At 71.5% G+C, this 22,793-nt stretch carries 19 protein-coding genes; 14 read left to right on the plus strand and 5 right to left on the minus strand.

The genetic code is table 11. From position 1 onward, the window contains the following. Positions 1-2: 2 nt before the first annotated feature. From ADY59_RS01800 to gatB, 3 genes are read left to right on the plus strand one after another with little or no spacing between them, the layout of a single operon-like run. Positions 3-1,163, plus strand: coding sequence for an AAA family ATPase (locus ADY59_RS01800; protein WP_049556805.1), 1,161 nt, complete (start codon positions 3-5; stop codon positions 1,161-1,163). Next, a complete protein-coding gene (locus ADY59_RS01805) occupies positions 1,160-1,744 on the plus strand; it encodes a DUF4276 family protein (RefSeq protein WP_049556807.1) in 585 nt (194 codons plus the stop codon). Before ADY59_RS01800 ends, ADY59_RS01805 begins: the two co-directional genes overlap by 4 nt. A gap of 14 nt (positions 1,745-1,758) precedes the next feature. Continuing rightward, positions 1,759-3,246: an Asp-tRNA(Asn)/Glu-tRNA(Gln) amidotransferase subunit GatB gene (gene gatB / locus ADY59_RS01810; protein WP_049556809.1), complete on the plus strand. Its 1,488-nt coding sequence runs from the start codon at positions 1,759-1,761 to the stop codon at positions 3,244-3,246. Positions 3,247-3,426: 180 nt separating this feature from the next. Here the strand turns inward: gatB and ADY59_RS01815 are convergent, their stop codons facing one another. Beyond that, positions 3,427-3,840 (minus strand): VOC family protein, encoded by a 414-nt coding sequence (locus ADY59_RS01815; protein WP_049556811.1) that lies wholly within the window; start codon positions 3,838-3,840, stop codon positions 3,427-3,429. A gap of 133 nt (positions 3,841-3,973) precedes the next feature. Here ADY59_RS01815 and ADY59_RS01820 point away from each other — a divergent pair, with 133 nt between their 5' ends. The 3 genes from ADY59_RS01820 (at position 3,974) to ADY59_RS01830 (ending at position 6,810) form a co-directional block, all read left to right on the plus strand. Continuing rightward, positions 3,974-4,846: a sigma-70 family RNA polymerase sigma factor gene (locus ADY59_RS01820; protein ID WP_049556812.1), complete on the plus strand. Its 873-nt coding sequence runs from the start codon at positions 3,974-3,976 to the stop codon at positions 4,844-4,846. A 35-nt stretch (positions 4,847-4,881) separates the two neighbouring features. Beyond that, positions 4,882-5,418 (plus strand): VOC family protein, encoded by a 537-nt coding sequence (locus ADY59_RS01825; protein ID WP_063780527.1) that lies wholly within the window; start codon positions 4,882-4,884, stop codon positions 5,416-5,418. Between the two features lie 63 nt (positions 5,419-5,481). Further along, complete coding sequence (locus ADY59_RS01830; protein ID WP_063780528.1) at positions 5,482-6,810, plus strand: MFS transporter; 1,329 nt, start codon at positions 5,482-5,484, stop codon at positions 6,808-6,810. A 35-nt stretch (positions 6,811-6,845) separates the two neighbouring features. On the opposite strand, the gene ADY59_RS01835 is transcribed toward ADY59_RS01830, so the two are convergent. Genes ADY59_RS01835 through ADY59_RS01845 form a run of 3 tightly spaced genes read right to left on the minus strand, consistent with a single transcriptional unit; the run spans position 6,846 to position 9,817 of the window. Beyond that, positions 6,846-8,336, minus strand: coding sequence for a tripartite tricarboxylate transporter permease (locus ADY59_RS01835; protein ID WP_049556815.1), 1,491 nt, complete (start codon positions 8,334-8,336; stop codon positions 6,846-6,848). Further along, positions 8,337-8,846 (minus strand): tripartite tricarboxylate transporter TctB family protein, encoded by a 510-nt coding sequence (locus tag ADY59_RS01840; protein ID WP_049556817.1) that lies wholly within the window; start codon positions 8,844-8,846, stop codon positions 8,337-8,339. After that, entirely contained in the window at positions 8,846-9,817 is a 972-nt protein-coding gene (locus ADY59_RS01845) for a Bug family tripartite tricarboxylate transporter substrate binding protein (protein ID WP_156325240.1), read from the minus strand. Before ADY59_RS01845 ends, ADY59_RS01840 begins: the two co-directional genes overlap by 1 nt. Positions 9,818-9,962: 145 nt before the next feature. Between ADY59_RS01845 and ADY59_RS01850 the strand changes: the two genes are divergently transcribed. From ADY59_RS01850 to ADY59_RS01860, 3 genes are all read left to right on the plus strand, one after another. Next, entirely contained in the window at positions 9,963-11,531 is a 1,569-nt protein-coding gene (locus ADY59_RS01850; RefSeq protein ID WP_442937661.1) for an ATP-binding protein, read from the plus strand. Positions 11,532-11,563: 32 nt separating this feature from the next. Beyond that, a complete protein-coding gene (locus tag ADY59_RS01855) occupies positions 11,564-12,187 on the plus strand; it encodes a response regulator (protein ID WP_049556997.1) in 624 nt (207 codons plus the stop codon). Positions 12,188-12,279: 92 nt separating this feature from the next. Further along, the gene (locus ADY59_RS01860) at positions 12,280-14,262 is read left to right on the plus strand and encodes a VanW family protein (protein WP_049556822.1); all 1,983 of its coding nucleotides are present in this window, start codon (positions 12,280-12,282) and stop codon (positions 14,260-14,262) included. A gap of 25 nt (positions 14,263-14,287) precedes the next feature. On the opposite strand, the gene ADY59_RS01865 is transcribed toward ADY59_RS01860, so the two are convergent. Continuing rightward, positions 14,288-15,343 (minus strand): PQQ-dependent sugar dehydrogenase, encoded by a 1,056-nt coding sequence (locus tag ADY59_RS01865; protein ID WP_156325241.1) that lies wholly within the window; start codon positions 15,341-15,343, stop codon positions 14,288-14,290. Positions 15,344-15,381: 38 nt separating this feature from the next. Between ADY59_RS01865 and ADY59_RS01870 the strand changes: the two genes are divergently transcribed. From ADY59_RS01870 to ilvC, 5 genes are all read left to right on the plus strand, one after another. Further along, on the plus strand, positions 15,382-16,290 hold the full coding sequence (locus ADY59_RS01870) for a 2-hydroxyacid dehydrogenase (RefSeq protein ID WP_049556826.1): 909 nt from the start codon (positions 15,382-15,384) through the stop codon (positions 16,288-16,290). Between the two features lie 235 nt (positions 16,291-16,525). Then, entirely contained in the window at positions 16,526-19,153 is a 2,628-nt protein-coding gene (locus ADY59_RS01875; protein ID WP_231618493.1) for a putative bifunctional diguanylate cyclase/phosphodiesterase, read from the plus strand. A 206-nt stretch (positions 19,154-19,359) separates the two neighbouring features. After that, entirely contained in the window at positions 19,360-21,099 is a 1,740-nt protein-coding gene (locus ADY59_RS01880; protein WP_049556828.1) for an acetolactate synthase large subunit, read from the plus strand. Then, positions 21,092-21,616, plus strand: a complete 525-nt coding sequence (gene ilvN / locus ADY59_RS01885) for an acetolactate synthase small subunit (protein WP_049556830.1) — start codon at positions 21,092-21,094, stop codon at positions 21,614-21,616. Before ADY59_RS01880 ends, ilvN begins: the two co-directional genes overlap by 8 nt. A 23-nt stretch (positions 21,617-21,639) precedes the next feature. Then, entirely contained in the window at positions 21,640-22,623 is a 984-nt protein-coding gene (gene ilvC, locus ADY59_RS01890; protein ID WP_049557000.1) for a ketol-acid reductoisomerase, read from the plus strand. The last annotated feature ends 170 nt before the right edge of the window (positions 22,624-22,793 follow it).

A 22,793-nucleotide genomic window follows, 5' to 3' on the forward strand; every position in this document is an offset into this window, starting at 1 on the left:
GCATGCTCACACGTATCGAGATCGACGGGTTCAAGTCCTTCCTGGACTTCGAGCTCGACGTGCCGCCGTTCCTCGCCCTGGTCGGGCCGAACTCCAGCGGGAAGTCCAACCTGCTGGACGCGCTCGACTTCGTGGCGGCCACGGCGCGATCAGGTCAGGAAGCTCTGCTGACCGCCAAGCGTGGCCGCGCCCATCAGCTGTTCCACCAGATGGTCGAAGGTGGCGGGGTTTCCGCGTTCGAGATTCGGTTGACGATGCTTTCGGAAGACGGCTCGGGGCTGTGGCCGATCCATCTGGACACCAGGGCGAGCGATCCGGCGGAACCTGTCGTCGAGCAGTTCGACACCTACGCCTGGGACAAGGAGGAGCTCGACCGTCTCCCCCGGGCGGTGCAGGCGCACTGCCGGTTCGAGATCGGAGAGATTCTGGCCGATGAGGAGGACGAGGACACCGACCTGATCTTCATGGACCCCGTGTCCGCGGTGGACTGGCGCTGGTACGAGCCGGACCCGCGGGCCATGCGGGCCGTGGCGTCGGCCGCGGATCGCCGGCCGCTCAGCTCGGACGGCGCGAACCTGGCCGCTGTCCTCGGCAGACTCCACGAGGCCGGGGCGCTCGATCCGCTCGTCCTGGACCTGGCCGCGCTCATCCCCGACATCGCAGGACTCGTGCCCTACCTCGACGCGCGACGACAGGAGTGGTCCTTCGACCTGGTGATCGACGGGCAGGGCCAGGTGTCCAGCGCGTTGCTGTCCGACGGCACGCTGCGCGTCCTGGGGCTCCTCGCGGCTCTTCATGATCCGGTGCACGCGGGGGTGCTCCTCATCGAGGAGATCGAGAACGGCCTGCATCCCAGCAGACTGGCGGAGCTGCTCCGCCGGATCCGGCGACTGGTGACGGATCTGAACGATCCCGCCGCCCTACTCAGGCCGCTTCGGCAGGTGATCATCACCACCCACTCGCCCGTGGTCGTTTCGGAGCTTTACCGGCTGCAGCCCCAGTCTCTCGTCTTCCTGGACAGCGCGGTTCGGGTCGACCCCGAGCGTGCGCTCATGTCGCGGGTCACCGTGGCCAAGCCTGTCCGAGCGGAAGGGGAGCCGGGCACGTTCGTGTCGCCGCGGCAGGTTCGGCGCTATCTCAGCACCGTGGAGGCTCCGGTATGAGTCGCCCCCTGGTTCCTGGTCTGATCGCTGAAGGAGAGACCGACGAGATCTTCCTAGGCATCCTGATCTTCCGTCAGCTCCAGCGGCTCACCTGGGCTTCCGCTCGGTGCGCGGTGAACGTGGCGCCGGCCGAGATCGCGTCCTGCCGTTCGATCCGTGATGAGGATCGGGTGGCCGAGGCGCTGGGGGACCTCGCCGGTGAGTGTCATCTGCTTTTCGTCCACAACGATCACCGCGAGCGCCGCAAGGTGGAAGCGGTGCGGCAGGCGACGAGTCTCCCGGTGGTCGGCGTGGTGCCGGTGCGGGAGACCGAGGCGTGGCTGCTGGCCGACCGGAAGGCGTGGAGGAGGTTCAAGGGCAGCGATCTCCGGTTACTTCCGGCGAATCCGCGTGACGTGGAGAAGATCGCCGACCCGAAGCACGTCCTGGACCGGGTGGTGCCTCGGCAGAACCAGCACGTTCGCGACTATTTCGAATTCATAGGCAGAAACGTCGATCTTGACGTCTTGGCACAGGTACCCGCCTACGCGGCCTGGGTGGCTGAGACGGAGAGCGCACTGAAGGGACTTGGTTACCTGTGAGCACTGACACGCTCATGCCGTACGACGAAGCGCTCGACAGGTTCGAGCCGGTGCTCGGGCTGGAGACGCACGTCGAGCTGGGCACGAACTCGAAGATGTTCTGCGGCTGCCGCACCGCCTTCGGGGCGCCGGCCAACACGCAGGTGTGCCCGACCTGCCTGGCGCTGCCCGGCGCGCTGCCGGTGGCCAACGCCGCCGCGATCGAGTCGACGATCCGGATCGGGCTGGCGCTCAACTGCTCGATCGCCGAGTGGTGCCGCATGGCCAGGAAGAACTACTTCTACCCGGACATGCCGAAGAACTACCAGATCTCCCAGTACGACGAGCCGCTCTGCTTCGACGGCTACCTCGACGTCGAGGTCGACGGCGAGACCGTGCGGATCGAGATCGAGCGGGTGCACCTGGAGGAGGACACCGGCAAGTCCACCCACGTGGGCGGCGCGACGGGCCGCATCCACGGGGCCGACTACTCGATCGTCGACTACAACCGGGCGGGCATCCCGCTGGTCGAGATCGTGACCAAGCCGATCCCGGGCACCGACCGGCTGGCGCCGGAGGTGGCCAAGGCGTACGTGACCGAGCTGCGCGAGATCATGCGCTCGCTGGGCGTCTCCGACGTGCGCATGGAGGAGGGCTCGCTGCGCTGCGACGTGAACGTCTCGCTCATGCCGCGCGGCGACTCCGAGTGGGGCACCCGTACGGAGACCAAGAACGTCAACTCGCTGCGCAGCGTCGAGCGGGCGGTGCGCAGCGAGATCGAGCGGCAGGCGGGCGTCCTGGCCGGCGGCGGCCGGATCGTGCAGGAGACCCGGCACTTCCACGAGGACACCGGCACCACCACGTCCGGCAGGTCCAAGGAGGAGGCGCAGGACTACCGCTACTTCCCCGAGCCGGACCTGGTGCCGATCGCGCCGGACCCGGCGTGGGTGGCGGAGCTGAAGGCGGCGCTGCCGGAGCTGCCGTCGGTCAAGCGCAAGCGGCTGCAGGCCGAGTGGGGGCTGTCCGACCTCGACATGCAGGCCATGCACAACGCCGACGCGATCGACCTGGTCGAGGCCACGGTCGCGGCGGGGGCGCCCGGCGCCGACGCGCGCAAGTGGTGGATGGGCGAGCTGGCCCGCCGCGCCAACGAGACGGCGACGCCGCTGGCCGACCTGCCGATCACGCCCGAGCAGATCGCCCGCGTCACCGAGCTGGTGGCGTCCGGGTCGCTCAACGACAAGCTGGCCCGTGAGGTGCTGGAGGGCGTGCTGGCCGGCGAGGGCACTCCGGACGACGTCGTGGAGAAGCGCGGCCTCAAGATCGTCAACGACGAGGGCGAGCTGTCGGCGATGATCGACGAGGTGCTGGCGGCCAACGCCGACGCGGCCGACAAGGTGCGCTCCGGCAAGATCGCGGCGGTCGGGGCGCTGGTGGGCGGCGTGATGAAGGCCAGCCGGGGCAAGGCCGACGCGGGCCGGGCCCGGGAGCTGATCCTGGAGAAGCTGGGCGTCTCCGCGTAGCCCTTCGCGAGGGACCCCGCCGGCCGCACGCGGCGGGGTCCCGGACACCGGGCGCGTCCGGCCGGACACCGATGCCGGCGACCTCGGCCGGGGCCGCCCCCGCCGAGTGCCCCATCACTCCGGGCGACTCGGCGAGGGTGCCGAACTGCACGCTCTACTCCTTCTCGCCTTCCTCCGCGGCTACTCCGAGGAGGACTGATCCTCGCCCTGGGCGCTGTGGCCGACACGCCAGACGTAGCCGTCCGGGTCGGCGAAGGTGCCGCCGTACCCGCCCCACGGCAGCGCGGCGGGGGCCTTGAGGATCGTGGCGCCTGCCTCCTCGGCCTCCGCCATCACCTTGTCGACCCGGGCCTCGCTGCTGACCTCGCAGGTGAGGACCACCCCGCTGAAACCACCGCCCTCCGGGCTCGTGCCCACCAGCTTGGCCAGACCCTCGCGGCCGTAAAGGCCGATGGACGAGGCGCCGCCGGCCTCGAAGAACACCGAGATGCCGTGGTCGTTCTTGATCTTCCAGCCGAGCCCGTCGGTGTAGAACCGCTTGGCGGCCTCCAGGTCCCGGACGCCGAGCAGGGTCGGGATCACGTGCGCTGTCATGTCTGATCTCCGTTCGAGGTGTACGTGTCGAGGTGTACGTGCTGTCTGAACCGGCAGGACTACGCCGACTGTCACATCGGCGGGTGTTCGCCGGTCATGAGGGATGACAGGCCGAAACGGAGGAATGTGACAGATGATCGAGCAGGACTGGCTGAGCGAGCGGTTCGCCGAGCACCAGGATCGCCTGCACGCGGTGGCCTACCGGATGCTCGGCTCATCCGGCGAGGCCGAGGACGCGGTGCAGGAGGCATGGCTGCGGGTCGGCCGCGCCGACACCAGCCAGGTGGAGAACCCGGGAGGATGGCTGACCACGATCGTCGCCCGGGTCTGCCTGAACATGCTCGAGGCGCGCCGGGCCCGGCGGGAGGACACGGCCGGGGCGCTACCGCCCGAACCGGCCGCACCGCAGCCCGGCATTCACCCGAACGGCCAGGCCGGACCCGAGGATGAGGCACTGCTCGCCGATTCGGTCGGTGTCGCGCTGATGGTGGTGCTGGACAAGCTGACCCCCGCCGAACGGCTCGCGTTCGTCCTGCACGACGTCTTCGCCGTGTCCTTCGCCGAGATCGGTCCCGTCATCGACCGTTCCCCGGCGGCGGCCCGGCAACTGGCCAGCCGAGCCAGACGCCGGGTGCAAGGAGCGGCCGAAGCCTCCGACGCCGCGCAATCGGCCGAGCGGGACATCGTCGAGGCGTTCCTCGCCGCCTCCCGCAACGGGGACTTCGACGCCCTGCTCGAACTGCTCGATCCGGACGTCGTGGCCGTCGAGCTCCGCGGCCCCCACGCGGTGGCCTCCTTCTTCTCCGGCCGGGCTGAGGCCGCCCGGCTCGCTCTGGTCGACGGCGTCCCCGCGGCCGTCTGGGCGCACCGCGGCCGGACGAAGGCCGTCTTCGCCTTCACCATCAGCGACGGGAAGATCACCCACATCGCCGTCGACGCCGACCCCGACCGGGTCCGCCGCCACGACATCGTCCTTCTCGCCACCGGCAACACGGAGCGGCGATGAGGCGGCATTCCCGACCGGCTCGTCGCGGGGCGGGCATGAGTCTCGAACTGACCTCCTGCACCCTCACCGTCCACGACTTCGACGAGGCGCTCGGCTTCTACCGGGACGTGCTCGGCTTCGCCGTACGCGACGACGTCGAACGCGAGGGAACGCGGTGGGTGAGCGCCGGCCCGCCCTCGCAGCCGGATGTGCGGATCTGGTTCCGGCCGTCCGGCGCGGACCCGAGGGCCTCGCCGGGCGATCGGCAGGCCGTCGACGATCTGATCGCCGAAGGCCCGCTGAGCCGTCTGATCTTCCGGACTGACGACTGCGACGCCACCTTCGAGCGCCTGGAGGCGGCGGGCGCCGAAGTGATGCAGGAACCGATCACCCAGCCCGACGGCGTCCGCGACTGCGCCTTCCTCGATCCCTCCGGCAACCTGCTGCGATTCGCCCAAGCGCGGCCGGCGATCCATCAGCCGCCCGAGGACCTCCGCCGTCGCCCACAGCCGGAACCGGTCGTGGACGGCGGACCACGTGCCGTATCCGACCGGCAGAGCCCGCCACGCAGTGCCGGGCCTAGGTCCATCTGACCGGCTGGGCCTAGGTCTTCGGCGGGAGGCGCCCGCGCGCGCGACCGCCTAACGTCGGGTGCCATGAGACGAACTGCGCTGACAGCCGGGCTGGTGGCGATGGTGTCCCTGGTGGCCTTCGAATATGTCGCGGTCGCGGTGGCCATGCCCGTGGTCGCGGCCGACCTGGACGGAGTCGGGCTGTACGGCCTGGCGTTCAGCGGGGCGATGGCGGCCGCCGTGGTGGGCACCGTGCTCGGCGGGCGGTGGGCCGACCTGCGGGGGCCGCTGGCGCCGTTGTGGACAGGGGTGGCCGCGTTCATCGGCGGGCTGCTGCTGGCGGGGCTGGCGCCCACCATGGAGGTGCTGATCGCCGGGCGGCTCGTGCAGGGTTTCGGCGGGGCGCTGGTGAGCGTGGCGCTCTACGTGGTGGTCGCGCGGGCCTACCCGGAGGAGTCGCACCCGAAGATCTTCTCCTTGTTCGCGACCGCCTGGGTGGTGCCGTCGATGGTGGGCCCGGCGATCGTCGGGCTGGTGGTCGACACGCTGGGCTGGCGGTGGGTGTTCCTGCTGGTGCCGTTCCTGACCGTGGTGAGCGGGCTGGTGCTGGCCCGGGGGGTGGCCGGGCAGCCGGTGCGTGGCGGCCAGGGCACGCCCGCGCCGGGGCTGCTCGTGAAGGTCGCCTGGGCGGCGGTGACGGCGGTGGCGGCCGGGCTCATGCAGTACGGCAGCGACGGGTCGCCCGTCATGCTGGTCGCCGGGCTGGTCATCCTCGTCGTGGCGCTGCCCAGGCTGCTGCCCGCCGGGACGCTGCGGGCCGCCCGGGGGCTGCCCGCGGTGGTCGGGCTGCGCGGGCTGGCCGCCGGGGCGCTCTTCGCGGCCGAGGTGATCGTGCCGCTCATGCTGGTGCAGGAGCGCGGGCTGTCGCCGTTCCTGGCCGGGATCGCGATCACCGGCGGTGCGGTGACCTGGTCGTTCGCCTCGTGGTTGCAGGGGCGTGAGGTGTTCGGCCGGCTGACGAACCTGGTGCTCGGCTCGGTGGCGCTGGCGGGCGGCATCCTGCTCATGGGGGCGGTGACGTTCGACGGGGTGCCGGTCGCGGTGGCCTACCCCTCGTGGATCCTGGCCGGGTTCGGCATGGGGCTGATCTACCCGACGCTGTCGGTGCTCACGCTGGAGCTGTCGGCGCCGGGCGAGGAAGGCGTGAACAGCTCGTCGCTGCAGGTGGGGGAGTCGGTGTTCTCGGTGGTGGCGGTCGCCGTCACCAGCGCGCTGTTCACCGTCGCCGGCTCCGGCTACTGGGCGGTGTTCGCGGCCACGCTGGTGATGGCGCTGGCGGGCCTGGCGATCGCGCGCCGCGCGGTGCCTTCCGCCGTACGCGCTCCGGCCGGGCAGACCGCCGCGCCGGTGTGACCCGCGGGCCCGGGGACGGTCCCGGGCCCGGGGTGTCAGCCGCGGCGGGCCACCAGCTTCCTGAACAGCGGTGTCAGCAGCGCCAGGGCCGACAGGACCAGCAGCACCACCGACACCCAGCTCTCCACCAGCACCGTCACGTCGCCCGCGCCGATGGCCAGGGCCCGGCGGAGCTGGATCTCCGCCATCGGCCCCAGGATCATCCCGATCACCGCCGGCGCGATCGGCAGCCCGAAGCGCCGCATCGCGAACCCCAGCAGCCCGAGCACGAACAGCACCACCAGGTCCACCACGCTGGCCTTCAGCGCGTAGACGCCGAGCGCGGCGAACAGCACGATCCCGGCATACAGGTACGGGCGCGGGATGAGCAGCAGCCTCGCCCACACCGGCGCCAGCGGCAGGTTGAGCACGAGCAGCATCGCGTTGCCGATGAACAGTGACGCGATCATGCCCCACACCAGCGCGGGGTTGTGGTCGAACAGCTGCGGTCCGGGCTGCAGGCCGTACTGCTGGAAGGCGGCGAGCATGATGGCGGCGGTCGCGGACGTGGGCAGGCCCAGCGTCAGCAGCGGGACGAGGGTGCCGGCCGCCGAGGCGTTGTTGGCCGCCTCCGGCCCGGCGACGCCCTCGATGGCGCCCTTGCCGTACTCCTCACGGGCGACGCCGCGCGCCAGGCGCTTCTCGGCGGCGTACGACAGGAATGTGGGGATCTCGGCGCCGCCGCCGGGCAGCGCGCCGAACGGGAAGCCGAGCGCGGTCCCGCGCAGCCACGGCCGCCACGAGCGGCCCCAGTCGGCGCGGCCCATCCAGGCCCGGCCGACGGGCACCACCTCGGGCGCCGCGTGCCGCAGCCGGGACGCCACGTAGAGCGCCTCGCCGAGCGCGAACAGCCCGACGGCCACGATCACCACGTCGACGCCGTCGAGGAGCTGCCGGATGCCCAGCGTGAGCCGCGCCTGACCGGTCTGCTGGTCGATGCCGATGAGCCCGATCACCAGGCCGAGCCCGAGCGAGGCCAGGCCGCGCACCACCGAGCGTGACAGCACCGACGACACGGCGGTGAACGCCAGGATCGCCAGCGCGAAGTAGTCCGCGGGCCCGAACGAGATCGCGAAGCTCACCACGGCCGGCGCGGCCACGACGAGCAGCGCGGTGGCGATGGTGCCGGCCACGAACGAGCCGATGGCCGCCGTGGCCAGCGCCTGCGCCGCCCGGCCGCGCCGGGCCATCTTGTTGCCCTCCAGCGCCGTGATCATCGACGACGACTCGCCCGGCGTGTTCAGCAGGATGGAGGTGGTCGAGCCGCCGTACATGCCGCCGTAGTAGATGCCGGCGAACATGATGAACGCGCTGGCCGGCGGCACCGTGAAGGTGATCGGCAGCAGCAGCGCCACGGTCATCGCCGGCCCGATGCCCGGCAGCACGCCGACCAGGGTGCCGAGGGTGACGCCGATGAGCGCGTACATGAGGTTGACCGGGGTGAGCGCGGCGGTGAACCCGTCGAGCAGGAGTTGCACCGACTCCACTCAGATCACCCCCCGCAGCACCCCGGCGGGCAGCGTGACGCCCAGCCCCTTGACGAACAGCAGGTACGTGGCCACTCCCAGGACCACCGCGATGCCCGCGGCGCGCAGCCGGTGGGTGGCGCCGAGCACCACCGACAGGCCGAAGAACAGCAGGCTCGCGGAGATGATCCAGCCGAGCAGCTCCAGCACCGCGGCGAAGCCCAGGAAGACACCGCTCACCAGGCCGACGCTGCGCCAGTCGGCGGGCGCGTCGGGGTCCACGTCCTCGCTCTCCTCCGGGTCGCCGCGCCCGCCGCGCAGCACGTCGGCCACGTAGAACAGGCCGATCACGACCATGGCGCCGCCCACGAGCATGGGGAAGAACCGGGGGCCGAGGCCGAGCTGCGAGGCCGCCGCGGACACGTCCAGCGTGCCCACGACGACGAACACGCCCAGGCCCAGCACCACCAGCGCAAGCCCGAGCTCGGGCCGCCACAGGCGTGGGCGCTTGCCGGATTCGGCGGAGGACATCAGGAGACGACGCCCAGCTCGGCGATGATCGCCTTCACCCGGGTCTGCTCGGCGGCGAGGTAGTCGGCGAACTCCTGGCCGGTCTGGAAGGAGTCGATCCAGCCGTTCTTGGCCACCGCGTCCTTCCACGGCTGGGAGTCGTGCATCTTGGTGACCAGGTCGGTCAGCGCCTTCTTGTCGGCGTCGCTGAGCCCGCCGGGGGCCACCATGCCCCGCCAGTTGGCCAGCTCCACGTCCAGGCCGCCCTCCTTGAGCGTGGGGGCGTCCAGCCCGGGCAGCCGCTCACCGGAGGTCACGCCGAGCGCGCGCAGCTTGCCGGACTTCACGTGCTCGGCGAACTCGCCGACGCCCGAGACGCCGATCGTCACCTTGTTGCCGAGCAGCGCGTTGAGCGCCTCGCCGCCGCCGGAGTGGGCGATGTAGTTGACCTGCTTGGGGTCGACGCCCGCGGCCTTGGCCATGAGGCCGGCCACGATGTGGTCGGTGCCGCCGGCCGAGCCGCCCGCGACCGAGACCTTGGCCGGGTCCGCCTTCCAGGCCGCGACCAGGTCGGCCAGCGACTTCAGCGGCGATTCGGCCGGGACCACGATGATCTCGTACTCCTCGGTCAGCTTGGCGATCGGCGTGGTCTCGGTCAGCGTGACCTGGGACTTGTTCTGCTCGATGGCGCCGACCATGACCAGGCCCATCGTCATCAGCAGGTTGCCGTTGCCCTTCTCGCCGGCGAGCTGGGCCAGGCCGATGGTGCCGCCCGCGCCGGGCACGTTGAACACCTCCACCTGGCGGTCCGGCACGGCGGCCTTGATCGCCTGCTCGGCCGTCCGGGAGGTCTGGTCCCAGCCGCCGCCGGGCGCGGCCGGCGCCATGATCCGCAGCGCGCTGGTGCCGCCGCCGCTGCCGCCGGTGTCGCCGCAGCCGGTCAGCGCGGCGACGGAGAGCGCCGCGAGGGCGGCGAGTATGCGCAAACGCATTGATCACTCCAAGGGGGGATTTCACCTTCTTGGAAACCGCATGGTGAGCCCGTACCCCGGTGGAGTCGAGCCTTTGCAGGTAGCCGTCGTAATGGTCGTATTGGTCGCAACTCCGCCGTGACCTCGGGGTGTTTGCATGTGGTCCGTGAAGTGGGTCCGTGACGCCTCCCTCGGCACCCAGCTGTTCGTGCTCCAGATGACGATCGTGCTGCTCGCCGTGGGGAGCACCGCCGGCGTGTGGGCGCAGCACACGCGCAGCCAGCTCGACGGCCGCTACCAGCAGCGGGCGCTGGCCATCGCGCAGTCCGTGGCCGGGCTGCCCCAGGTGCGCGACGCCTTCGAGCTGCGGCGGCCCGAGACCGTGCTGCAGCCGCTGGCGCTGAGCGTCCAGCAGACCACCGGCGCCGACTACGTGGTGATCGCCAACGACGACCAGATCCGCTACGCGCACCCCAACGCCTCCCTCATCCGCAAGCAGCTGTCCACCGACGGCACCTACGTGCTCACCACCGGCCGCGACTGGGTCGGCACCGAGAAGGGCACGATCGGCGTCACCGTGCGCGGCAAGACGCCGGTCCTGGACGAGTACGGCGACGTCATCGGCCTGGTCTCGGTCGGCGTGCTGGAGACCACCGTCACCGGCGAGGTCGCCGGGGCGCTGCCGCCGCTGCTGTGGACCGCGACGGCGGTGCTGCTCGCCGGGCTCGCGGCCGCCGCGCTGATCACCGCGCGGGTGCGCAGGCAGACGTTCGGGCTGGAGCCGGGCGAGATCGCCGCCCTGCTGGAGCAGCGCGAGGGCGTGCTGCACGGCGTCAAGGAGGGCGTGCTCGCGCTCGACCTGGAAGGCCGGGTGACGCTGGTCAACGACGCCGCCCGCGAACTGCTCGGCGACGTCGGCGACGACCTGACCCGGATGCCCGTCTCCGGCCGGATGCGCGACGTGCTCGGCGGCGCCGACCCGGGCGAGGACCGGATCGTCCTGCACGGCGACCGGGTGCTGGTGCTCAACCGCACCCCGGTGTCCGTGCGCGGCCAGCACCGCGGGTGGGTGGTCACGCTGCGCGACCGCACCGAGCTGGTACGGCTGGCGCGAGAGCTGGACGACACCAGCAGCGCCACCGGCGCGCTGCGGGCCCAGGCGCACGAGTTCGCCAACCGCATGCACACCGTCGTCGGGCTGCTGGAACTGGGCGAGTACGAGGCGGCCATCGCGTTCATCACCAGCGGCACCCCCGCCGCCTACGCCGGCGACCTGCGCGAACGGGTCGAGGACCCGACGCTGGCCGCGTTGCTGCTGGCCAAGTCGGCCGAGGCCGCCGAGCGGGGCGCCCGCCTGGTGCTCGCCGACGACTCCCGGGTGCCGGCGGACGTGCTCGGCGACCCGCAGGACGCGGTGCTGGTCGTCGGCAACCTGGTCGCCAACGCGATCGACGCGCTCGACGGCGCGGCCGGGACCGTCGAGGTGTCGGTCGTGGCCGACGCGGGCGGGCTGCGCGTGCGCGTCGGCGACTCGGGGCCGGGCATCATGCCCGACCTGGTGGAGGAGGTCTTCCGGGAGGGGTTCACCACCAAGGCGGCGCACTCCGGGCCGCGCGGGCTCGGGCTGGCGCTGACCCGGCAGGCGTGCCTGCGCAGGGGCGGCTGGGTCAAGGTGCGCAACTCGGGCGGCGCGGTGTTCACCGCCCATCTGCCGGCCGAGGCGGTGACGGTGTGAGCATCCGGGTGCTGGTGGTGGACGACGACTTCATGGTGGCGCGCGTGCACAGCGCCTACGTGGCCCGGGTGCCCGGCTTCGAGGTCGTCGCGACGGTGGGCAACGGGGCCGGGGCGCTCGCCGCCGTGAGCGAGCACCGGCCCGACCTGGTGCTGCTCGACATCTACCTGCCCGACATGTCGGGGCTGGCGGTGCTGCAGGCGCTGAGCGGCGTCGACGTGCTGGTGATCAGCGCCGCCCGCGACGTGCCCACGGTCCGCGCCGCCATGCGCGGCGGCGCGATCAACTACCTGATCAAGCCGTTCACCGCCGACGCGCTGACCGAGCGGCTCGGGCACTACGCCGACACCCGGCGGCGGCTCACCGCCATCGGGCCGGAGGCCCGCCAGGACGACGTCGACCGCCTGTTCGGCACGCCGGCCGCCGCCGCGCCGCTGCCCAAGGGATTGTCGCCGGCGACCTGCGCGCTGGTCGCCGACACCCTGCGCGACGCCGGCCGCGATCTGTCGGCCGCCGAGACGGCCCAGCTCGCGGGCCTGTCACGGGTCAGCGCCCGCCGCTACCTGGAGCACCTGTGCGCCGGCGGGCGCGCGGAGTTGCGGCCCCGTTACGGTACGGCCGGGCGTCCGGAACACCGATATCGCTGGCTCGGCTGACACAGTTCCGTAGTCTTTTCTCGTGACATATGCGGACCCTCGTGCCTTACTGTTGCCTGAGACTTGGCCGCGGAACGGGAGGAGATTCAGGCGTGCGTAACGCCGGACCGATCGAATCACCGACCGACCCGTTCGCCTCGGTGCCTCTGCCCACACGCGGCACCAGCAGGAAGCCGAAGATCGAGGGCCTGCCCCCGGGCGTCTCCCGCGACATCTTCGGCGCGCACGAGCAGCCGCCGCCCGAGCCGCGCCCGCAGGAACCGCCCAAGAACGGCGCGATGCCCCCGGTGGCGACCACGTCACAGCCCTGGCCGGTCAACGGCGCGGACCCCGAGCCGCCGCCGTTCGGCATGCGGACGTCGCTGGACCGTCCTCCCTCCCTGGACGGCGGCGAGCCGCCCCGCAAGCGCCGCCTGCTGCCCGGCATCGCCGTGCTCCTGCTCATCGCCGTCGCCCTGGCCTACCTGGTCCCGGCCGTGCTCATGTCCGACGCGGTGCTGCGCGGGACCCGCGTGGCCGGTGTCGACATCGGCGGCCTGACCGTCACCCAGGCGGCCGACAAGCTGCGCGGCGAGCTCGCCGTCAAGCTCAACAAGCCCGTCGTCGTCGACATCGGCGGGCGCAAGGACACCATCCAGCCCGACGAGGCCGGGCTCGAACTCGACGTCGTGGCCACGATCGGCCAGGCGCCCAGCGGCTTCCCCAGCCCGGTCGAGGTGTGGCGGGCGCTCACCGCCACGACCGACATCGAGCCCAAGGTCACCGTGGACGCCTCCCAGCTCACCAGGACCGTCGAGGCGATGGCCGAGACCGTCGACCGGCCGCCGCACGAGGGCCGCGTCGTGTTCAAGGGCCTGCGGCCGGTCGCGACCCAGCCGCGCTCGGGCGCGCTGCTCGACAGGAGCGACGCGGTCCGCGTGATCACCGACGCCTTCCTGCGCGGCAGCGGCACCGCGATCGTCAGCCTCCAGCCCGCCGAGCCCACGACCACCGCCCGCGCCGTCCAGAGGGCCGCCGCGCAGGCCAGGCGGGCGGTGTCCGCGCCGATCACGCTGACCATCGACGGCAAGCAGGCGCAGATCGCCCCGGCCACCATCGCCGCCAACCTCGCCTTCGTCCCCGACGGCGAAGGAGCGCTGCGGCCCGAGTTCGACGCCGAGGCGGTGCTCGCCACGGTCGAGAGCAGCCTGGTGGACGCCACCCAGGTGCCGCGCGACGCGACGTACCAGATCGTGAACGGCAAGCCGGTCCTCGTCCCCTCGCGCGAGGGGACGGGCGTCAACGCCAAGGCGCTCGCCCGTGACGTGGCCAGGCTCGTCCGCAACGGCGGCGACCGGGTCGTCCCCGTGACGCTGGCCGACGCCCCGCCCGAGGTCACCACCGAACAGGTCGCAGACCTCGGCATCAAGGAGACGGTGTCGTCGTTCACCACGACCTTCGACTGCTGCCAGCCGCGCGTGACCAACATCCGCCGGATGGCCGAGCAGGTCGACGGCGTCCTGGTCAAGCCCGGCGAGACGTTCTCGCTCAACGAGCTGGTGGGGGAGCGCACCGCCGAGGGCGGCTACGTGATGGCCGACCAGATCGTCGGCGGGCGGCTGCTCACCATCATGGGCGGCGGCGCCTCCCAGTTCGCCACCGCGCTCTACAACGCCGCGTACTACGCCGGCTACGAGGACGTCGAGCACACGCCGATGGACTACCACTCCGCCCGTTACCCGGCGGGCCGCGACGCCGCGCTGCTCCACCCCGACCTGGACCTGAAGTGGCGCAACGACTCCGACCACGGAGTGCTGATCAAGGCGTCGTCCACCGCCACGTCGGTGTCGGTCGTGCTGTGGAGCACCAAGCGCTACGACGAGATCAAGGCGGTCGAGTCCGACCGGCGGGAGTTCACCCCGTTCCGCCGCGAGACCAGCGACTCCGCCACCTGCCGGCCCACGGTCGGCCAGCAGGGCTTCACCGTGGACGTCACCCGCGTCTTCATCCGGGACGGCGAAGAGATCAAACGCGACGAGAAGGTGACCACCAAGTACCGCCCCCAGGCCCAGGTGGTGTGCACGGGCGCCAACTAGGCGCGGCGATGGGCGCCTCAAGCTCCTAGGGGGTGACGGCCAGGATCTTGTCGTCGCCCTCGCGTACCCTGCCCCTGCCGTCCTTGTTGCTGGTGCCTGCCCAGAGTGTGCCGTCGGGGGCGGCGCTCACCGCGCGGAGCCTGCCGTACGTGCCGCCGTAGTGCCCGACCGGGGTGCCGGGCGAGCCGTCGGCGGCCAGCGGGATCTGCCACAGCCGCTCGCCGCGCAGCGCGCCCATCCACAGCGAGCCGGCCGCGAAGGCCAGGCCCGACGGCGACGCCTCGGAGGTGTCCCAGGTGACGATCGGGTTCCTGAACTTCGGGTCGTCGCCCCGGCCCTCCACCTCCGGCCAGCCGTAGTTGCCGCCCGCCTCGATCAGGTTGAGCTCGTCGTAGGCGCTCGCGCCGAACTCGGAGGCGTACAGCCTGCCCGAGCCGTCCCAGGCCAGGCCCTGCACGTTGCGGTGGCCCAGGCTGTAGACGAGCGTGCCGAACGGGTTGCCGCCGGCGGGCTGCCCGTCGGTCGTCATGCGCAGGATCTTGCCGCCGAGCGAGCCGGGGTCCTGGGCGATGGGCCGGTCGCCGGTCTCGCCGGTGGTGGCGTACAGGTGCCCGTCGGGGCCGAACGCCAGCCGCCCGCCGTTGTGGATGCCGCCCTTCGGGATGCCCTGGACGATCACCTTCGGCTCCGACAGCGTGTCGCCGGTGAACCGGTAGCGGACGATCCGGTTGTCGGAGGCGGCCGTGTAGTAGACGAACAGCTGCTCGTCCTTGACCGCCACGCCCATCAGGCCGCCCTCGCCGTCGGGCACCACGCCCTCGATCGTGGCCAGTTCCTTGACCTGGCCCGACCCGCTGATCCGCAGCAGCCTGGCCGTGTCGCGCTCGGTCACCAGCGCGTCGCCGCCCGGCAGGAACGCGATCGCCCACGGCACGGCGAGGTCGCGCGCCACCGCACGCGGCTCACCGGGCGACGGCACGGCCGGCCCCGAGGCCGGTGCTGAGGCGGCCGGGGTCACCCCGCCGGCGGCGGAACAAGCGGCGAGCGTCACCACGAGCATGATCAGCCAGAGTGTCCTCATGTCTCCCATACTTGCCCCCGAGCCATAAAGTTTCCCGCATGAAGATCTGGGTCCCGTACGAGTCCGTCGCCGAAGTCCTGTCCGATCTGCCGGGAGTGCAGTGCTCGGTCCACGACGGGATCGGACCGGAGCCCGACGGGATCGAGGACGTCGAGGTGTGGATCCCGCCGCTGGTCACGGTGCCCGACGTGCCGGGGACGCTGGCGCGGATGCGGTCGCTGCGGCTCGTCCAGACCGTCACCGCCGGCGTGGACGCCTACCGGCCGCACCTGCCCGAGGGCGCGGTGCTGTGCAACGCGCGCGGCGTGCACGACGCGGGCACCGCCGAGTGGGCCGTCGGCGCGATGATCGCGGTGCTGCGCGAGTTCCCCGGGTTCACCGACGCGCAGCGCAGGGGCGAGTGGACCTACCACCACACCGGCGTGCTGGCCGACTCCACCGTGCTGATCGTCGGCTACGGCTCCATCGGCCAGGCGCTCGAACGCCGCCTCGACGGCTTCGAGGTCGACGTCGTGCGGGTGGCCAGGACCGCCCGCGACGGCGTCCACGGCATGGCCGAGCTGCCCGCCCTGCTGCCCGCCGCCGACGTCGTGGTGCTGCTCGTGCCCGCCACCCCGGACACCGCGGGCATGGCCGACGCCGCGTTCCTGTCGCGGATGAAGGACGGCGCGCTGCTCGTCAACGCGGCGCGCGGCGGGGTCGTCGACACCGACGCGCTGGTCGCCGAGCTGAAGAGCGGCAGGCTGCGGGCCGCGCTCGACGTCACCGCGCCGGAGCCGCTGCCGGGGGACCACCCTCTGTGGAGCGCACCGGGCGTGTTCGTCACGCCGCACGTCGCGGGCAGCACCCCCGCCTCCGGCCGGCGCATGCTCCGGCTCATGCGGGCGCAATTGCTGCGCTATCTCGGCGGCGAGCCGCTCGACAACGTCATCACCGAAGCGTATTGAGAGGATTCCGGACCGTGGCTGGTCCGTGACCTGGGGTGCGTACGGTTGCGTCTAACCAAGAGTTCCTGACTGCCTGTCAAGGAAATCTTGGCGGCAATCAGGTCCGTGTGGTTATCAGATCGGTGACGACATCGGCGTTGTCACCACCCGCGCACCAGCGACCGCACACACTGGCGATGTGCACCGCCGACCGGCGGTCACGGGAGCAAGGTTCGAGACGGGATGGGCGACGACTGTGATCCGCTGGCGTGATCCACGGGCACCGCTGACCGCCGCGGCGGCGATCGGTGCCGCGGGGTTCGCGGCTGCGCTCCTTGCGGGCGGCCCGGCCCTCGTCATCGGCGCCGTAGCGGGTTGCCTGGCCGCGCTGCTCGCCACCGTGTCGCTGCTGGCCGCCTCGGTGCGGCCGGTCGAGCATCCCTCGATGGCCCTCGGCATCCGGTGGATGGGCGGCGGCGCCGCCATCTGGGCCGCCGGCGTGGCGCTGCGGCCGTTCACCGACAGCTCCACCTTCATGGTGAGCTTCGCCGAGTTGCTCGTGCTGCTCGGCACCGTGCTGACCGGAGGCGGCGCGCTCGTCGCGGCCGGGCGCAGGCCGCCTGCCGCTCTGGTGTTACGGCAGCTCATCGACGCCTATCTGTGCGCCGCCTCGCTGTTCCTGATCGGCTGGGTGGTGGTGCTGCGCCACGTCTACGCCGACACGGCCGACGCCGCGCTGTTCTCCTTCGCCATGCTGCCGCCGATGCTCGCGCTGGTGGCCACCTTCGCCGTGCTGCCCTCCGCGGCCGCCGTCAGGTCCGCCGCGTGGCCGCTCGGCCTGGCCGGCGTGGGCGTGCTCGCCACCACGACCGTGGCCGGCCTGTCGACCGCCGTGGCCCGGCTCGACGGCGGCGCGCCGCCCGTGTGGAGCGTGGTGATCGCGCCGATGGCCTTCTTGCTCCTGGCCGCCGTGCCCTGGGTGCGGGCGCGCCCGGCGACGGCCTCGCCGACACCCGGCAACCTGGTGGCCGCGGTGCCGCTGGCCCTGGTCGCCATCGCCACCGTCACGCTGCTCGCGCACCTGGCCGGGAGCGCCCGCCAGGCGCCCGTCACCGGCGTCGTGGCGGTCGCCGCGTCGGTGGTGCTGCTCCTGCTGCTGCGGGTGTTCGTGCTGTCGGGGGCCAACGCGCGGCTGCGCACGCTGGTCTCGCTCGGCGACACCCAGCTGCGCGAGCTGGCCGAGAGCACCGGCGACGTGGTGTTCATCTGCGACTACGACGGCATGGTGCACGAGATCGGCGACGGGGTCGAGGTGACCTACGGCTACCGTCCTGAAGACCTGGTCGGCGGTTCGATCTTCGACTACATCCACCCCGAGGACGTCCCGCACATCCAGGCCGCGCTGCACGCGATGGGCCCCGACGGCGACGAGGAGGAGGCCGGCCCCGGCGCCTGCCTGATCTCCTGCCGGGTGCGGGCCGCCGACGGCACCTGGCGGCCCACCGAGTCCGTCGCCACCCGCCACGCCGGCGGCGAGGACCAGCTCCTGGTCACCACCCGCGACATCAGCGACGAGGAGGCCCTGCGCAACCAGGTCGCGCACCTGACCTTCCACGACGGCATCACCGGCCTGCCCAACCGCTCCTACTTCGAGGAGCGCACCCGCGAGGTGCTGCCCGGCCGCAGCGCCGGGCACGTCGCGGTCATCTTCCTCGACCTCGACGGGTTCACCTCCGTCAACGACTCGGTGGGCCACGCCAGCGGCGACTACCTGCTCGGGCAGGCCGCGCGCCGGCTGCGGGGCGCGGTGCGGCACGACGACACGCTCGCCCGGTGGGGCGGCGACGAGTTCGCCGTGCTGCTGGAGACCGGCGGGGAGGCGCAGCTCGCCGCCGAGCTGGCCGAGCGGCTGGTGCGGGCGGTCTCGCAGGAGCCGTTCCGGGTGGCCGACCGCGACGTGGCGCTCACCGCCAGCGTCGGCGTGGCCTTCGCCGAGGACGACCTGCCCGCCGGCGACCTGATCCGCAACGCCGACGTGGCCATGGCGCGCGCCAAGGAGCTGGGCGGGCGACGGGTCGAGGTGTTCGCCGCGCAGATGCACGCCGACGTGCTGCGCCGCCTGGAGCTGGCGGCCGACCTGCAGCGGGCGCTGATCGAGCAGCAGTTCGCGATCGAATATCAGCCGGTGGTCGACCTGGCGACGTCGCGGGTGACCGCCGTCGAGGCGCTGGTGCGCTGGTGGCGCGGCTCGGTGTTCGTGCCGCCCGACCAGTTCCTCGGCCCGGCCGAGGACACCGGCCTCATCGTGCCGCTCGGCGAGTGGATCCTGCGCGAGGCGTGCCGCGAGGTGGCCGCCTGGCGGGCCTCGTCCTGGGACATCGGGCTGTCGCTCAACCTGTCGGCCCGGCAGATCACCGCCCCCCGGTTCGTCGAGACCGTGCAGGAGGCGCTGGAGGAGAGCGGGCTGCCCGCCTCCGCGCTCACCCTCGAAGTCATCGAGGAGATGCTGGTCGAGGACGCCGAGGAGACCGTCAAGCGGCTGTCGGAGCTGCGCGCGCTGGGCGTGCGGCTGGCCATCGACGACTTCGGCACCGGCTACGCCTCGCTGGCCTTCCTCCGGCAGCTCCCGGTCGACATGATCAAGATCGACCCGTCGTTCGTGTCCGGGCTGGGCCGCGACGACACGCTCACGCTGCTCACCCGCACGATCGTGCGTCTCGGTCACGACCTGGGGCTCACCGTGGTCGCCGAGGGCATCGAACGCCCCGAGCAACTGGAGCTGCTGCGGGAGATGGGCTGCATGAAGGGCCAGGGCTTCCTGGTCGCGCGCCCCATGGCGGCCAGGGGCGTCGACTCGCTGATGCGCACGAGTCTCACCGTTTGAGATGTGTTTCTCACCAAGTTGACACCGAGTGCTTCCGACCAGCTATGGTGATAGCCATGCTTCGCAGTGGGATTCTCGTAGTACTTCGCCGGCGCGCAGGCCGTTAGCGAAGCACTCCGACCTGCGCGCCGCCCCAGTCCCGCCTTTCCCGGCGGGGAGGGGCATTTTTTATGTCCTGAACGTGTGACCACGCAAGGAACGAGCCGATGAGCGAACGGATGACAGGTGCACAGGCCCTGGTCAGGGCGCTGGAGCACGTGGGAGTCGACACCGTGTTCGGGATCCCGGGCGGCGCCATCCTCCCGGCCTACGATCCCCTGTACGACTCGGCCAAGGTCCGGCACGTGCTCGTACGGCACGAGCAGGGCGCCGGGCACGCGGCCGAGGGTTACGCGCAGGCCACCGGCAAGGTCGGGGTGTGCATGGCGACCAGCGGCCCGGGGGCGACCAACCTTGTGACGCCCATCGCCGACGCCTACATGGACTCGGTGCCGATCGTGGCGATCACCGGTCAGGTGGCGAGCAAGTCGATCGGCACGGACGCCTTCCAGGAAGCCGACATCTCCGGCATCACCATGCCGATCACCAAGCACAACTTCCTGATCACCGACCCGGCCGACATCGCGCGCACGATCATGGAGGCGTTCCACATCGCCTCCACCGGCCGTCCCGGTCCCGTGCTGGTGGACATCGCCAAGGACGCGCTGCAGGCCGAGACCACGTTCAGCTGGCCGCCGACCATGCAGCTGCCCGGCTACCGGCCGGTGACCCGGCCGCACTCCAAGCAGATCCGGGAGGCCGCCAAGCTGATCGCCGAGGCCCGCCGCCCGGTGCTCTACGTCGGCGGCGGCGTGCACAAGGCCCGCGCGTCGGCCGAGCTCATCCGGCTGGCCGAACTGACCCGGATCCCGGTCGTCACGACGCTGATGGCGCGCGGCACCTTCCCCGACAGCCACCCGCAGCACATGGGCATGCCCGGCATGCACGGCAGCGTCTCGGCCGTCGGCGCGCTGCAGCAGGCCGACCTGCTCATCGGCCTAGGCGTCCGCTTCGACGACCGCGTCACCGGTCAGCTGTCCACGTTCGCCCCGCACGCCAAGATCGTGCACGCGGACATCGACCCGGCGGAGATCTCCAAGAACCGCCACGCCGACGTGCCGATCGTGGGTGACTGCAAGGAGGTCATCGGCGACCTGATCGCCGCCGTCGAGGCCGCCGGCCTGCAGGGCGACTACGACGACTGGTGGACGGTCCTCAACGGCTACAAGCAGACCTACCCGCTGGGCTACGAGGAGTTCGAGGACGGCTCGCTGGCCCCCCAGTACGTCATGGAGCGGCTGAGCGCCATCGTCGGCCCCGACGCCTACTACGTGGCGGGCGTCGGCCAGCACCAGATGTGGGCCTCGCAGTTCGTCCAGTACGAGCAGCCGGGCACGTTCATCAACTCCGGCGGCGCCGGCACGATGGGTTTCGCCGTGCCGGCCGCGATGGGCGCCAAGATGGGCCGCCCCGACGCGGTCGTGTGGGCCATCGACGGCGACGGCTGCTTCCAGATGACCAACCAGGAGCTCGCCACCTGCGCCCTGGAAGGCGTGCCCGTCAAGATCGCCGTCATCAACAACGGCAACCTGGGCATGGTCCGCCAGTGGCAGACCCTCTTCTACGACCAGCGCTACTCCAACACCGACCTGCAGGCGACTCGCCGCATCCCCGACTTCGTCAAGCTGGCGGAGGCCTATGGTTGTGTTGGCCTGCGGTGCGAGCGTCCCGAAGACGTCGACGCGACCATCAAGAAGGCCATGGAGATCAACGACGTGCCCGTGGTCGTCGACTTCGTCGTCCACCAGGACGCGATGGTCTGGCCCATGGTCGCGGCCGGCACGAGCAACGACGACATCAAGATCGCCCGTGACATGGCGCCGAAGTGGGAGAGCGACGATGAGTAGACACACGCTTTCTGTGCTCGTGGAGAACAAGCCGGGTGTGCTCGCCCGGGTGTCCGCGCTGTTCAGCAGGCGGGGCTTCAACATCGACTCGCTGGCCGTCGGGCCCACCGAGCACGACGACATCTCCCGCATGACGATCGTGGTCAGCGTCGAGGAGCTGCCGCTGGAGCAGGTCACCAAACAGCTCAACAAGCTGGTGAACGTGCTGAAGATCGTGGAGCTGGACACCTCGCAAGCCGTCCAGCGCGAGCTCATGCTGATCAAGGTCAAGGCCGACGCCGACAGCCGCTCGCACGTGCTGGAGCTCGTCCAGCTCTTCCGTGCCCGCTGCGTGGACGTGGCGGCCGACGCCGTGACCATCGAGGTCACCGGCACCCCGGACAAGCTCGAGGCCTTCGTCAAGGTCCTGGAGCCGTTCGGGATCAAAGAGCTCGTCCAGTCGGGCATGGTGGCCATCGGCCGCGGCGCCCGTTCCATCACTGACCGGTCCCTCAGGGCACTGGACCGTACCGCCTGAAAGGTTTTTCGCAAGTGACCGAGATTTTCTACGACGACCAGGCCGACCTGTCGATCATCCAGGGACGCCGTGTGGCCGTGCTGGGGTACGGCAGCCAGGGCCACGCCCACGCGCTCTCCCTGCGTGACTCCGGTGTCGACGTGCGCGTCGGCCTGCCGGAGGGCTCCAAGAGCCGGGAGAAGGCCGAGAACGACGGCCTGCGCGTGCTCACGCCCGCGGAGGCGGTGAAGGAGGCCGACGTCACCATGATCCTGGCGCCGGACCACATCCAGCGCCACCTCTACGCCGAGCACGTCGCGCCGAACCTCAAGGAGGGCGACGCGCTCTTCTTCGGCCACGGCCTCAACATCCGCTACGGCCTCATCGAGGCGCCCGAGGGCGTCGACGTGTGCATGGTCGCCCCCAAGGGCCCCGGCCACCTCGTCCGCCGCCAGTTCGAGGCCGGGCGCGGCGTGCCGTGCCTGGTCGCGGTCGAGAAGGACGCCACCGGCAAGGCTCTCGACCTGGCGCTCTCGTACGCCAAGGGCATCGGCGGCACCCGCGCCGGCGCGCTGAGGACCACCTTCACCGAGGAGACCGAGACCGACCTGTTCGGCGAGCAGGCCGTGCTGTGCGGCGGCGTCTCCGAGCTGATCAAGGCGGGCTTCGAGACCCTCATCGAGGCCGGTTACCAGCCGGAGGTGGCCTACTTCGAGTGCCTGCACGAGATGAAGCTCATCGTCGACCTCATGTACGAGGGCGGCATCTCGAAGATGTACTGGTCGGTGTCCGACACCGCCGAGTACGGCGGCTACACCCGCGGCCCGCGCGTCGTCACGGAGGAGACCCGTGAGGAGATGCGCCGCATCCTCGGTGAGATCAAGGACGGCACCTTCGCCCGCCAGCTCGTCGAGGAGTTCGACGGCGGCCAGAAGGAGTTCGCCCGTCACCGCGAGGAGCTGGCCGAGGACCCGATCGAGAAGACGGGCGCCAAGCTGCGCCCGATGATGAGCTGGCTCAAGGCCTAGTTCCGGCACCGGTGGGGGCGTTCTCCCGTCCCCACCGGACCGACTCGCCCCCCTCTTGCTCGGCGCAGGGCCGCAGATGCCCCGGTACGCGCCCGCCATCCCCCTACTTGCCGCCGTTGACGTGACCTCTCACGAACGGGACCGGTATGACCGATGTGTGGCTCCTCGAT

This window comes from Nonomuraea sp. SBT364, assembly GCF_001083785.1.
GTDB lineage: Bacteria > Actinomycetota > Actinomycetes > Streptosporangiales > Streptosporangiaceae > Nonomuraea.